The organism is Streptomyces sp. NBC_01707 (assembly GCF_041438805.1).
GTDB lineage: Bacteria > Actinomycetota > Actinomycetes > Streptomycetales > Streptomycetaceae > Streptomyces.
The window spans coordinates 7132714-7145858 of sequence record NZ_CP109190.1 but is presented as its reverse complement, the minus strand read 5'-3'; the positions used below and the strand labels follow the sequence as shown (position 1 = coordinate 7145858).

At 70.0% G+C, this 13145-nt stretch carries 14 protein-coding genes; 5 read left to right on the top strand and 9 right to left on the bottom strand.

Translation table 11 applies throughout. From position 1 onward, the window contains the following. Window positions 1-66: 66 nt before the first annotated feature. The gene (bfr, locus tag OG963_RS32010; RefSeq protein ID WP_030919241.1) at window positions 67-546 is read left to right on the top strand and encodes a bacterioferritin; all 480 of its coding nucleotides are present in this window, start codon (window positions 67-69) and stop codon (window positions 544-546) included. A 26-nt stretch (window positions 547-572) separates the two neighbouring features. Here the strand turns inward: bfr and OG963_RS32005 are convergent, their stop codons facing one another. Then, window positions 573-911, bottom strand: coding sequence for a bacterioferritin-associated ferredoxin (locus OG963_RS32005; protein WP_256223495.1), 339 nt, complete (start codon window positions 909-911; stop codon window positions 573-575). 169 nt (window positions 912-1080) lie between these two features. After that, a complete protein-coding gene (locus tag OG963_RS32000; RefSeq protein ID WP_176902082.1) occupies window positions 1081-2427 on the bottom strand; it encodes a class II 3-deoxy-7-phosphoheptulonate synthase in 1347 nt (448 codons plus the stop codon). Window positions 2428-2529: 102 nt separating this feature from the next. Here OG963_RS32000 and OG963_RS31995 point away from each other — a divergent pair, with 102 nt between their 5' ends. Next, entirely contained in the window at window positions 2530-2586 is a 57-nt protein-coding gene (locus tag OG963_RS31995; protein WP_107063558.1) for a trp operon leader peptide, read from the top strand. Window positions 2587-2676: 90 nt separating this feature from the next. Further along, window positions 2677-4563: an anthranilate synthase family protein gene (locus OG963_RS31990; RefSeq protein WP_371799724.1), complete on the top strand. Its 1887-nt coding sequence runs from the start codon at window positions 2677-2679 to the stop codon at window positions 4561-4563. A 38-nt stretch (window positions 4564-4601) separates the two neighbouring features. Here OG963_RS31990 and OG963_RS31985 read toward each other — a convergent pair whose 3' ends face one another. From OG963_RS31985 to OG963_RS31965, 5 genes are all read right to left on the bottom strand, one after another. Continuing rightward, window positions 4602-5606, bottom strand: a complete 1005-nt coding sequence (locus OG963_RS31985) for a 2-hydroxyacid dehydrogenase (RefSeq protein WP_030919229.1) — start codon at window positions 5604-5606, stop codon at window positions 4602-4604. A gap of 67 nt (window positions 5607-5673) precedes the next feature. Next, the gene (locus OG963_RS31980) at window positions 5674-6702 is read right to left on the bottom strand and encodes a 6-phosphofructokinase (protein WP_371799723.1); all 1029 of its coding nucleotides are present in this window, start codon (window positions 6700-6702) and stop codon (window positions 5674-5676) included. A gap of 153 nt (window positions 6703-6855) precedes the next feature. Beyond that, on the bottom strand, window positions 6856-7500 hold the full coding sequence (locus OG963_RS31975; RefSeq protein WP_371800335.1) for a response regulator: 645 nt from the start codon (window positions 7498-7500) through the stop codon (window positions 6856-6858). A gap of 71 nt (window positions 7501-7571) precedes the next feature. After that, on the bottom strand, window positions 7572-8822 hold the full coding sequence (macS, locus tag OG963_RS31970) for a MacS family sensor histidine kinase (protein WP_093771575.1): 1251 nt from the start codon (window positions 8820-8822) through the stop codon (window positions 7572-7574). A gap of 49 nt (window positions 8823-8871) precedes the next feature. After that, window positions 8872-9600 carry a lysophospholipid acyltransferase family protein gene (locus OG963_RS31965; RefSeq protein ID WP_371800334.1) on the bottom strand — a complete coding sequence of 243 codons (729 nt, stop codon included), beginning with the start codon at window positions 9598-9600 and terminating at the stop codon, window positions 8872-8874. A 210-nt stretch (window positions 9601-9810) separates the two neighbouring features. Between OG963_RS31965 and OG963_RS31960 the strand changes: the two genes are divergently transcribed. Then, complete coding sequence (locus tag OG963_RS31960; RefSeq protein WP_030919220.1) at window positions 9811-10590, top strand: carboxylesterase; 780 nt, start codon at window positions 9811-9813, stop codon at window positions 10588-10590. Beyond that, window positions 10583-11239 carry a hypothetical protein gene (locus tag OG963_RS31955; protein ID WP_093771571.1) on the top strand — a complete coding sequence of 219 codons (657 nt, stop codon included), beginning with the start codon at window positions 10583-10585 and terminating at the stop codon, window positions 11237-11239. Before OG963_RS31960 ends, OG963_RS31955 begins: the two co-directional genes overlap by 8 nt. 38 nt (window positions 11240-11277) lie before the next feature. On the opposite strand, the gene OG963_RS31950 is transcribed toward OG963_RS31955, so the two are convergent. Together OG963_RS31950 and OG963_RS31945 are read right to left on the bottom strand one after the other, a co-directional pair. Further along, on the bottom strand, window positions 11278-12051 hold the full coding sequence (locus tag OG963_RS31950; RefSeq protein ID WP_093771569.1) for an endonuclease/exonuclease/phosphatase family protein: 774 nt from the start codon (window positions 12049-12051) through the stop codon (window positions 11278-11280). A gap of 78 nt (window positions 12052-12129) precedes the next feature. Next, entirely contained in the window at window positions 12130-13071 is a 942-nt protein-coding gene (locus OG963_RS31945) for an ROK family glucokinase (RefSeq protein WP_093771567.1), read from the bottom strand. Window positions 13072-13145: the final 74 nt, after the last annotated feature.

Genomic DNA, 13145 nt, shown 5'->3' with positions numbered 1-13145 from the left:
GGTGGCTGGGTGCGGTGCGAGGATGCGGCCAACTTGCCCGGTTCACGGTTGGAAGGAGCCTCTGCGATGCAGGGCGACCCCGAGGTCCTCGAGTTCCTGAACGAACAGCTGACCGCCGAATTGACGGCCATCAACCAATACTTCCTGCACGCAAAGATGCAGGAGAACTTCGGCTGGACGAAGCTGGCGAAGTACACGCGCTCCGAGTCGTTCGACGAGATGAAGCACGCCGAGATGCTGACGGACCGCATTCTCCTTCTCGAAGGACTACCCAACTACCAGCGACTCTTCCATGTGCGGGTCGGCCAGACCGTCACGGAGATGTTCCAGGCCGACCGCCAGATCGAGGTGGAGGCGATCGACCGCCTCAGGCGCGGCGTCGAGTTGATGCGCGGCAAGAGTGACATCACGTCCGCAAACATCTTTGAGTCGATCCTCGAGGACGAGGAGCATCACATCGACTACCTCGACACCCAACTGGAGCTGATCGAGAAGATCGGCGAGCCGCACTACATCGCGCAGCAGATCGAGCAGCCGGACAGCTGAGGTCCGGGTCCTCCCGAGCCCTGGGTTCAGGCCGCGTCGGGAAGCCGGATGCCCGGGACTCTTCCGGGAGCGATGCCCGGCGTCCTGCCGGGGGCGATGCCCGGCGCCCTGCCCGGGTCGGCATCGGAGGGCGCGCCGGGCTCCAGCGGCCGCTCGGGAACACCACCGGGGGTCAGCTTCTGTTCGAGCAGCTCGCCACGTGCGCACGCGCCACGGCCCAGCATCGCCTGGATCCTGCGGACACAGCCGCCGCAGTCCGTGCCCGCCTTGCAGGCGGAGGCTATCTGGCGGGGGGTGCACGCCCCGGCGTCCGCATGCTCCTTGACCTGCTGCTCCGTAATGCCGAAGCACGAGCAGACGTACATGCGGTTCACCTCCCGACGGGATCGATCGTTGGCGCCGTCCCGACTGATCGGTGAGGCTAACCTAACCTTACCCGGCGCTCCACTCCCGTAAAGCCCCGGTACGACTGTGGGGCACGGATCACATCGATCCGTGCCCCACAGTCGTACATCGGTACCTGCGGTGACTGCCCTACTGGTCCCGGTACATCTCGGCGACCAGGAAGGCCAGGTCCAGCGACTGGCTGCGGTTGAGGCGCGGGTCGCAGGCCGTCTCGTAACGCTGGTGCAGATCGTCCACGAAGATCTCGTGGCCGCCGCCGACGCACTCGGTGACATCGTCACCGGTGAGCTCGACGTGGATGCCGCCCGGGTGCGTGCCGAGGCCCTTGTGCACCTCGAAGAAGCCCTTGACCTCGTCCAGGACGTCGTCGAAGCGACGGGTCTTGTGGCCGGAGGCCGCCTCGAAGGTGTTGCCGTGCATCGGGTCGGTGACCCAGGCGACGACCGCACCGGAGGCGGTGACCTTCTCGACCAGCGCGGGGAGCTTGTCGCGGACCTTGTCGGCGCCCATGCGGACGATGAAGGTCAGCCGACCGGGCTCGCGCTCCGGGTCGAGGCGTTCGACGTAGCCGAGCGCCTCGTCGACGGTGGTCGTCGGGCCGAGCTTGATGCCGATGGGGTTACGGATCTTCGAGGCGAACTCGATGTGCGCGCCGTCCATCTGACGGGTGCGCTCACCGATCCAGACCATGTGGCCGGAGGTGTCGTAGAGCCGGCCGGTGCGCGAGTCGGTACGGGTCAGCGCCGACTCGTAGTCCAGCAGCAGCCCCTCGTGCGAGGAGTAGAACTCGACCGCCTTGAACTCGGCCGGGTCCGTACCGCACGCCTTCATGAAGTTCAGCGCGTTGTCGATCTCGCGGGCGAGCGCCTCGTAACGCTGACCGGACGGGGACGACTTCACGAAGTCCTGGTTCCAGGCGTGCACCTGGCGCAGGTCGGCGTAACCGCCGGTGGTGAAGGCGCGGACGAGGTTCAGCGTAGAAGCGGATGCGTGGTACATCTGCTTCAGCCGCTCCGGGTCCGGGACCCGGGCCTCCTCGGTGAAGGCGAAGCCGTTGACGGAGTCGCCGCGGTAGGTCGGCAGGGTGACGCCGTCGCGGGTCTCGGTCGACTTGGAGCGCGGCTTGGAGTACTGGCCGGCGATCCGGCCCACCTTGACGACGGGCACGGAGGCCGCGTAGGTCAGGACGGCGCTCATCTGGAGCAGCGTCTTCAGCTTGGCCCGGATGTGGTCGGCGGACACGGCGTCGAAGGCCTCGGCGCAGTCGCCGCCCTGCAGCAGGAACGCCTCGCCCTTGGCGACGGCTCCCATGCGGGCGCGCAGCTGGTCGCACTCGCCCGCGAAGACGAGCGGCGGATACGACGCGAGGTCCGCGAGTACATCGCGCAGAGCCTCGGCATCGGGGTACTCGGGCTGCTGCGCCGCGGGAAGGTCTCGCCAGGTGTTGCCACCGGCGACGGAGGTATTGGCGTTCACGGTCACATCCACAACATTACGGGGTCTCGTGGGGCGCTCATCCGTAGGCTCAACAGATGAGACGCGCGTCCGCGCCGGTGGACGTCCGGTAAAGTGCGGAACATGTTCGCGCAGACGCATCAGAACTGGTGGTGGACCGCTCATCCGGCGGCCCACTGATTCATCGCGCGACAGACCACGCGAAGGCCGCCCGAGGGGCGGCCTTCTCTGCGTTTCGGGAGCCGTTCCTCCATCCGGAAGGAACACCTCATGCCCGACCCCACGGAGCTCGTCGTCCAGCGGCTCCTGACGGACGACTGCCCGCCGTTCGCGCTGCTGCGCAGGCGCACCCCCGGCCGTGATCACGACACCGTCGAGGTCCTGATCGGCCGGGTGCGGGAGGTGGACCGGCTCGCCGATCTGCCCGTCGGGCCGCGCCCGTCGCTCGCCCTGGTGCCGTTCCGGCAGATCGCCGAGCGCGGTTTCGACGTGCGCGACGACGGGACACCGCTGTCCGTGCTGGTCGCGGACGAGACGTACGAGCTGCCGCTCGCCACTGTGCTCGACGTGTTGCCCACCCACGACGTGCGGGTCGAGGGCGGGGCCTTCGACGTGCCGGACGAGGAGTACGCCGGGATCGTCCGGCGGGTCATCGAGGACGAGATCGGACAGGGCGAGGGCGCGAACTTCGTCGTCCGGCGCACCTTCCAGGGCGGGATCCCCGGCTTCGGGCGGGCCGACGCGCTGGCACTCTTCCGACGGCTGCTGGCCGGTGAGCGGGGCGCGTACTGGACGTTCGTCGTGCACACCGGCGACAGGACGCTGGTCGGCGCCAGTCCCGAGGTGCATGTGCGGATGTCCGGCGGGACGGTCGTGATGAACCCGATCAGCGGGACGTACCGCTACCCCGCCGAAGGGCCGACCGCCGAGAGTCTGCTGGCCTTCCTCGGTGACCGCAAGGAGACCGAGGAGCTCTCCATGGTGGTCGACGAGGAGCTGAAGATGATGTGCACCGTCGGTGACATGGGCGGGGTGGTGATCGGGCCACGGCTCACGGAGATGGCCCATCTCGCGCACACCGAGTACGAACTGCGCGGGCGCTCCTCGCTGGACGTGCGGGAGGTACTGAAGGAGACCATGTTCGCGGCGACGGTCACCGGCTCGCCCGTGCAGAACGCCTGCCGGGTCATCGAGCGGTACGAACCCGGCGGGCGCGGATACTACGCGGGCGCGCTGGCCCTGCTGGGGCAGGAGCCGGGCGGGGCGCAGACCCTCGACTCGCCGATCCTCATCCGTACCGCCGACATCGCGGCCGACGGGCGGCTGCGGGTGCCGGTCGGGGCGACGCTCGTACGCCACTCCGATCCGGCGAGCGAGGTCGCCGAGACCCATGCCAAGGCGGCCGGGGTGCTGGCCGCGCTGGGGGTGCGTCCCGGGCGGCCACGGGCCGAGAGCACGCGTCCGCGGCTGGCCGGCGATCCGCGGGTTCGGGCCGCGCTGGACGCCCGGCGGGACGGGCTCGCACCGTTCTGGCTGCGGATGCAGGAGCGTACGCAGGAGCTGTCCGGCCATGCGCTGGTGATCGACGGCGAGGACACCTTCACCGCGATGCTGGCGCATCTGCTGCGCGCCTCGGGCCTGGAGGTTTCGGTGCGGCGCTACGACGAGCCGGGGCTGCGCGACACCGTCCGGGCGCACCTGGGCCCGGTCGTGCTGGGTCCCGGGCCCGGGAATCCGGCCGACACCGGCGATCCGAAGATGCGGCTGCTGCGCGAGTTCGCCGCCGAGCTGGTCCGGGACCACCGGCACGGGCTTCTCGGGGTCTGCCTGGGGCATGAGCTGATCGCGGCGGAGCTGGGCCTGGAGATCGTCCGCAAGACCGTGCCGTACCAGGGCGCGCAGACCCGGATCGAGCTGTTCGGACGCCCGGAGACCGTCGGCTTCTACAACAGCTTCACCGCACGCTGCGACGACGAGACGGTCACCGAGCTGGCCGCGCACTCCATCGAGGTGAGCCGGGACGCGGCCACCGGCGAGCTGCACGCGCTGCGCGGGGACGGGTTCGCGTCGGTGCAGTTCCACCCGGAGTCGGTGCTGACGCTGCGCGGGGCGTCGATCGTCGCCGAGCTGCTGGCGGGGCTGCCCGTGCACAGCTGACGGCGGACACGGGCGGGGCCCCGGAGGGGATCCGGGGCTCAGTCCTCGCGGAGCGCGGGTACGAGGACGTTGTCGCTGCGGCGGCGGGCCAGGTAGTCGGCGACATTCTGCACGGTGGCCTCGATGATCTGTGCCACGGCGTCCTCGGTGTAGTACGCCTGGTGCGAGGTGACGACGACGTTCGGGAAGGTGACGAGCCGGGCCAGGGTGTCGTCGTCGATGCCCTCCAGGGACTTGTCGAGGAAGAAGAGCCCGGCCTCCGCCTCGTACACATCGAGTCCGACGCCGGTGAAGCGGCCCGCCCGCAGTTCGGCGACCAGAGCGGTGCTGTCGATCAGTCCGCCGCGACTGGAGTTGATCAGGATCGCGTCGTCCTTCATCAGGGACAGCGCGTCCTTGCCGATGATGCGACGGGTCGCCGGCAGCAGCGGGACGTGGAGGCTGATCAGATCGGACTCGGCGAAGAGTTGTTCCTTCTCGACGTACGTCATGCCGAGCTCGACGCAGGCCGGGTTCTCGACCACGTCCCAGCCGAGCAGCTTCATCCCGAAGCCATGAGCGATACGGGTGAAGGCCTCGCCGATCTTGCCCGTCCCGACCACGCCGACCGTACGGCCGTGCATGTCCCGGCCGAGGAGGCCGTCGAGGCGGAAGTCGAAGTCGCGGGTTCGGCTCGCGGCTCGGATGATCCGTCGGTTGACCGCCATGGCGAGCGTCCAGGCGAATTCGGCGACCGCGTACGGCGAGTAGAAGGAGACCCGGGCGACCCGCAGTGCAAGGCGTTCGGCGACGTCCAGGTCGATGTTGTTGAAGCCGGTGGAACGCTGGGCGATCATCTGCGTGCCGCCCGCGGCGAGGGTCTGCAGCACGCTGCCGCCCAGATCGGCGTTGACACTGGTGGAGATGATCTCGTAGCCCGCCGCGATGGGCGCGGTGTCCTTGCTGAGGAAGACGTCCAGGCAACGGACCTCGTGCTGTCCGGCGAAGGCCTTCTCGATCAGCGGCTTCTCATCGGACTGCACACCGAATGCCAGGATTTCCACGACTTCTCCCGATAGGCAGAGTACGGGCCGGATAGCCGCGAATATACGGCCCGTACCCCTGCCGCGCTCAGCCGAAGAAGACACCGACCTCCGCGTAGAGCGCCGGGTCGACGGTCTTGAGCCGGGCGGTCGCCTCCGCGATCGGCACCCGCGCGATGTCCGTACCACGCAGCGCGACCATCACACCGAAGTCGCCGTCCCGGACGGCTTCGATGGCGTGCAGCCCGAAGCGGGTGGCCAGCCAGCGGTCGAACGCGCTGGGGGTGCCGCCGCGCTGGACATGGCCGAGCACCGTGGTCCTGGCCTCCTTCCCGGTGCGCCGCTCGATCTCCTTGGCCAGCCATTCGCCGACGCCGGACAGCCGGACATGGCCGAAGGAGTCGTGGGATCCGTCCTTGAGGATCATCTCCCCCTCGGCGGGCATGGCGCCCTCGGCGACGACGACGATCGGGGCGTAGCTCGCCCGGAAGCGGGAGGTCACCCAGGCGCATACCTGCTCGATGTCGAAGCGCTGCTCGGGGATGAGAATGACGTTGGCGCCGCCTGCCAGCCCGGAGTGGAGCGCGATCCAGCCCGCGTGGCGGCCCATCACCTCGACGACGAGGACCCGCATATGGGACTCGGCGGTGGTGTGCAGCCGGTCGATGGCCTCGGTCGCGATGCCGACCGCCGTGTCGAAGCCGAAGGTGTAGTCGGTGGCCGAGAGGTCGTTGTCGATGGTCTTGGGAACGCCGACGCACGGGATGCCGTACTCGTCGGACAGGGTCGCTGCCACGCCGAGCGTGTCCTCGCCGCCGATGGTGACGAGCGCGTCGACCTCGTACTTGGCGAGGTTGTCCCTGATCCGGCGGACACCGTGCTCGGCATTGAGGGGGTTGGTGCGCGAGGAACCGAGGATGGTGCCGCCGCGCGGCAGGATGCCGCGCACCGCCGGGATGGACAGCGGGACGGTCTCCCCCTCCAGCGGGCCGCGCCAGCCGTCCCGGAAGCCGATGAAGTCGTAGCCGTACTCCTGCACGCCTTTGCGGACGATGGCGCGGATGACCGCGTTGAGCCCGGGGCAGTCGCCGCCCCCGGTCAGTACTCCGACCCGCATGGAAGCATCCCTTCGCCGAAGTGAGCTCGCTACGACCACGCTAATGGTGATCCAGGTCACTCAGGGATGGGTCGGAAGGTCAATTCCCGCGCAATAAACCGGAGTTGATCTAGGGCGTCACCGAGGCGCAGCCGGCCCCGGCGTCCCTGGTTCTCAGGCGTCGTCGAGGCCGCGTTCGATCGCGTACCGCACGAGCTCCACCCGATTGTGCAGCTGGAGCTTGCCCAGGGTGTTCTGGACGTGGTTCTGGACGGTGCGGTGCGAGATGACGAGCCGCTCCGCGATCTGCTTGTACGAGAGTCCCTTGGCGACGAGCCGCAGCACCTCGGTCTCCCGGTCGGTCAGCTGCGGGGCCTTCGGCTCGTCGGAGGCGACGGGCGCCGGCTCGGAGGCCAGCCTGCGGTACTCGCCGAGCACCAGCCCGGCGAGGCCCGGGGTGAAGACCGGGTCGCCGACCGCGGTGCTCCGCACGGCCTCGGTCAGCTCCTGTGTACTGGCCGACTTGAGCAGATAGCCGGTGGCGCCGGACTTCACCGCCTCCAGTACGTCGGCGTGCTCGCCGCTCGCGGAGAGCACCAGGACCCGCAGGCCGGGGTGGGAGGCGACGAGCTCCTTGCAGACCTGGACGCCGGGCATCCCCGGCAGATTGAGGTCGAGCACCAGGACATCAGGGGTGACGGCCCTCGCCCGGCGTACGGCCTGCGGGCCGTCACCGGCGGTCGCCACCACGTCGAAGCCCGACTCGGCGAGATCGCGGGCGACGGCGTCGCGCCACATCGGGTGGTCGTCGACCACCATCACCCTGGTCGCCCGCTGCGTGGCGCCCTGCCCGCCCGCCGCGCCGCTCGCGTTCGTCACGTTGTCCGCGCTCATCGGCCGGAACCTGCCTTCCCCCGTGAATCGTTCGGAGTCCCCGAAACCTTCGGAACCTTCAACTCGACCTCGGTGCCCTGGCCGGGCACCGAGATCAGCTCTGCCGTGCCGCCCAGATCACGCAGCCGCCCCCGGATCGACAGGGCGACCCCCATCCGCCCCTCCCCCTCCGCCTGCGCCAGCCGCCCCTCCGCAATGCCCGGGCCGTCGTCCCGGACCGTCACGATCACCTCGTCCGGCCAGTCCTCGACGAGGATCCAGGCCTGTGCGTCCTGCCCCGCGTGCACCCGCACATTGTCCAGGGCGGCGCTGACAGCGGCCGCGAGTTCCTTCGCCGCCCCCGGAGCGAGCAGTACCGGGGCGCCGGGCTCCGCGAAACTGACCCGGGAGCCGGCGTACGGGGCGAGCAGGGAGCGCAGATCGCACGCCGCCCCGCCGGCCGGGCCGTCGTCCTCGTCGTCGACCTCGACGGTACGGACCACCGCGCCCTCGGCGGCGTCCTCGGAGACCCGGGTGGTGGGCACCAGTCCGCTGGAGACCAGGGTGCGCAGGGCGACTTCCTGTTCCCCGGCCATCCGGCCCAGCTCGGCCGCCTCGCCGCCCAGCGCCGTGCCACGGCGCTGCACCATGGCGAGGACCTGGAGCACGCTGTCGTGGATGCCGCGGGCCAGCCGCTCGCGTTCCCGGGTCGCCGCCTCGATCTCCAGGGCGCGGGCCAGGGTGCGCTCACTGGCCCTGGCCACCTCGACGACGTAACCGATGGCGATGGCGGCGACCCAGACCAGCAGGACGTTGTGGAAGGTGTCGCGGCTGGGTTCGCCGCGCTCGACGATGTTGGCTGCGGCGACGAAGGTGGAGGCGAAGGCCGCCCACCGCCAGCCCCCCTTGATCGCGAACGCAAGGACGGAACCCGCGGTCCAGATGGACGGCAGGGTCGAGCCGTCCATGTGCTGGGCGTCGAAGTCGGCGAGCGGGGTCAGCAGAATGCCGACCAGAGCAAGCGCGAGGTCGGCACCGAGGAAACGTTTGGTGCAGCTCACCGCGCCCGCGACCTTGGGGAGCGTGGCGAGGGTCCAGGCCGCCATGACGACCAGGTAGGCGAAGGCCACCCACGGCCGCTCGTACTCGTCCCGGCCGAAGACGGCGAGCAGACTCGCGTAGACCATCGTCAGAATCCGGTACGCGGTCAGCGCACGCCACAGCGGCTGCTCGACCGACATGCGTACGACCCGCTCGCGCTTGGCCATGCCCCCACCCCCGACGGACGCCGGCGCGGTGACGCGCCGGACCGATTCGTCACCCTTGCGTTCCGGGCTTTCCGCCCGCGTGCTTCTCCTCCTCGGCCCGGCGCTTCGCCTCGTCCGCGATCTGCCGCTTTGCCGCGGTCGCGTAGATGTCGACGTACTCCTGGCCGGAGAGTTTCATGATCTCGTACATCACCTCGTCGGTGACCGAGCGCAGAATGAAACGGTCGCCATCCATGCCGTGGTACCGGCTGAAGTCGAGCGGCTTGCCGATCCTGATACCGGGGCGCATCAGCTTGGGCATCAGCTGCCCGGGCGGCTGGATCTTCTCCGTGTCGATCATCGCCACGGGGATGACGGGCGCTCCGGTGGCGAGGGCCACGCGGGCCAGCCCGCCGGGCTTGCCGCGGTAGAGCCGGCCGTCGGGCGACCGGGTGCCCTCGGGGTAGATGCCGAAGAGTCCACCGCTCTCGATGACCTCGATACCCGCCTTGATGGCCGCCTCACCGGCACCGCGGGCACCGGAGCGGTCCACCGGGACCTGGCCGACGCCCTTGAAGAAGGCGGCCGTGAGCCTGCCCTTCACACCGGGTGCGGTGAAGTACTCGGACTTGGCGATGAAGGTGACCTTACGGTCCAGGACGGCCGGCAGGAAGAAGGAGTCGGAGAACGAGAGATGGTTGCTCGCGAGGATCGCCGGCCCCTGAGCGGGGATGTTCTCCAGGCCCTCCACCCACGGCCTGAAGGCGAGCTTCAATGACCCGCCGATGGAGAACTTCATTGCGCCGTAGATCAACTCGGATGCCTCCTGTGTGCTGTCGCACTGACCTTAACCCGTGGTGCAGCCGCCGTTCCTGCCCGGCACGGGGCCGAAGCACGGCTGTGACCGGTGACGACCCTGGTCGGTGTCAGCCCGGTCGCGTACGGTGAAGTAATCCTCTTGCACTCCCCCCTTTCGCTCCCCCTCGAGCCTCACGAACAGGAGACCCCGGTGCCGGTCCTTCCTGGAGCCGAGCCGTTCCGCCACGAGGGCGGAGAGGTCGGCGTCCTCCTCTGTCACGGATTCACCGGTTCACCGCAGTCGCTGCGTCCCTGGGCCGACCATCTGGTGGAGCACGGCCTCACGGTCTCGCTGCCGCTGCTGCCCGGGCACGGCACACGCTGGCAGGACATGCAGGTCACGGGCTGGCAGGACTGGTACGCGGAAGTGGACCGGGAGCTGCGGGCCCTGTCGGAGCGGTGCAGTCAGGTCTTCGTCTTCGGGCTGTCGATGGGCGGTGCGCTGGCGCTGCGGCTGGCGGCGAAGCACGGGGACGCGATCAGCGGTCTGGTGCTCGTCAATCCGGGGAACAAGGTGCACGGCCTGGCGGCGTACGCACTGCCGGTCGCCCGTCATCTGGTGCCGTCGACGAAGGGCGTGGCCAACGACATCGCGCGGGACGGCTCCGTGGAGATCGGCTACGACCGGGTGCCGCTGCACGCCGCGCATTCGCTGCGGAATTTCTTCCGGCTGGTCGACACCGATCTGCCGCAGGTCACCCAGCCGCTCCTGCTGCTGCACAGCCCGCAGGACCATGTGGTGCCGCCGGCCGACTCGGCGCGGATCCTCAGCCGGGTGTCGTCGACGGATGTCGAGGAGATCCTGCTGGAACAGAGCTACCACGTGGCGACGTTGGACCACGATGCGGAGCGGATCTTCGACGAGAGCATTTCGTTCATCGGCCGCCTCGCTCCGAGCGTGGGAAAGAAGGGGAGCACATCCGGTGGCTGAGCACGACGCGGAGCGCGCGGGCAGCGAGGAGGAGCGCGAACCGCGCCCCACCGAGGGAGCGGCCGTGCCCGACGGGGGCGCGGGTGCGCAGGATGCCCCGGCAAGGCCTGGCGGCGAGGGCGACCCGATCGACGAGGCGGCCGCCTGGGAGGCGATCGTCGCCGGGTACGGCGAGGAGCCGCCGGACCCGCCGGGTGCCAAGCCGTTCAAGTCGATCGACGACCTCGCGCAACTGGACGACGGTCAGCGCAATGTCCTGGACCCCGACAAGGGTGCCGGGAAGCAGGGGCCCCCGAAGCCGCCGGAGAAGCCGCTCGGCAGCTCGGTCGTCTTCGCACCGGGTGTCAACGGTCCGCGTGACTACGAGGTGACGGAGCCGGCCGACGCGGACGACCACGACGAGGGGCATTTCGTCCCGCCGGAGCCGCCGCCGCTGCCGGAGGCCGACGTCCCGGCGAAGTTCGCCTGGCTCGCGGTCGTCGGCGGGCCGGTGCTGCTGCTGATCGCGGTGCTGCTGCAGTGGGACATGACGTGGTGGCTGACCACGCTCTGCATCGGCGGCTTCCTGGGCGGCTTCGTCACCCTGGTCGCGCGGATGCAGGACGCCGACGAGGACGACGACGATCCGGGGCGCGGCGCGGTCGTCTGACACGACTCCCGGGGCAGTGCGGTGCACCGCCCCCGGGATCAGGCCGGTTCGGCGAGCGAGGCAAGGGCGGGCACCCGCAGTGCCGCCAGTACCGGCAGATGGTCCGTGGCCGCCCGCAGATCCGGCTCGGTGATGCCGGGCAGCCCCGACGGGACTCCGCAACCGAGGACCTCGATCCCGGAGGTCGCGAAGATCGCGTCGATGCGCAGGCGCGGATCGTGCGCCGGGAAGGTCTGGTCGGCGCCCCACGGCCGGACCGACCGGCAGTCCTGGAGGCGCCCGGCCAGTAGCCGGAAGGCCTTCCCCTCCGGGCCGTCGTTGAGGTCGCCGGCCGCGATGGCGTGCTCTACCTGCATGGCGTCCAGCCGGTCCAGCAGCAGATCCGCCTGGGCCAGGCGTTCGTCGTGCCGCAGGCTGAGATGGCAGCTCAGCAGGCCGATCCGGGTGCCCGCGATCCGTACCACCGCCGTGGCGAACCCCCTGCGGTGCAGTCCAGGGGTGCGCGGCAGCAGCAGATCCTCCGTGCGTTCCACGGCGGCGCGCAGCGAACACAGCAGCAGGGGCCCGGCCGCGGTGGCGCCGCCGGAGAGGAGCACCAGGTCGGTGTGGGCCGCCAGCCAGGCGGCGCGCTTGCGCCAGCGGAAGAAGCGCGGGGCTTCCTGGATGAAGACCAGATCGGGTGCGCAGGCGCGGATGACGCGGGCCAGGGCCTCACGGTCGTCCCGCATCGACCGGATGTTGTAGCTGAGCACTCTGATGACAGCCGAACCATCCGGCTCGGTACGGGAGTCGGGCAGCGGCGTCAGGACCATACCGCTCACGATACGACGGACGCCCGCCGCTCCCACAAGGGCGCGACGGGCGTCCGGTGATGTCCGTGACCGGGTGGTTCAGCCCTGCCGGGCCAGGTCCGCCGCGCCCACCAGTCCGGCCTTGCCGCCCAGTTGGGCCGCGAGCACCTGGGCGTGCGGGCGCCATTCGCCGCCGATCAGCCAGCGCCGGAACGACTTGCGGATCGGGTCGAGCACGAGCTCGCCCTCGTCGGAGACGCCGCCGCCGACGATGAACGCGGACGGGTCGAAGAGCGAGGCGAGGTCGGCGAGTCCGGCGCCGGCCCAGCGGGCCAGCTCACGGAACGAGTCGATCGCCACCGCGTCGCCCTGCCGGGCGGCCTGGCTGATGTGCTTGCCCTCGATGCCGTCCACCGTGCCGTCGCCGAGGCTGAGCAGGATCGTGGCGTTCTCCGGGGTGGCGTTGGCGCGCTGCTTCGCATAGCGGACGAGCGCACGCCCGGAGGCGTACTGCTCCCAGCAGCCCTGGCTGCCGCAGCCGCAGAGCAGCCCGTCCGGAACGACCCGGATGTGGCCGAATTCGGCGGCCACACCGAAGCGTCCGCGGCGCAGCTTGTTGCCGATGATGATGCCGCCGCCCAGGCCGGTGCCGAGCGTGATGCAGATGACGTCGTCGTGGCCCTGGCCGGCGCCGAAGCGGTACTCGCCCCAGGCCGCGGCGTTGGCGTCGTTCTCGACGACGACCGGGAGGCCGACGCGCTGCTCGACCTTGTCCTTGAGCGGCTCGTGCCGCCAGTCGATGTTCGGCGCGAACAGCACCGTGGCGCGCTTGTCGTCGACGTATCCGGCAGCGCCGATGCCGACTGCTTCGACCTCGTGTCCCTCGCTCGCGCCGGCTACCGCCGACGCGATCGCGTCCACGATGCCTTCAGCCGTCGGAGGGGTCGGCACCTTGAACATCGAGAGGATCCGGCCCTCTTCGTCGACCACTCCAGCCGCGATCTTCGTGCCGCCGATATCGACGCCGATGGTGAGTCCCATGAATCCCTCAGTTTCGGTCGAGCCCCGCTATGGGCAACCGTACCCGAGCGCCGGTCCCCGCCCTATCGGTGCCG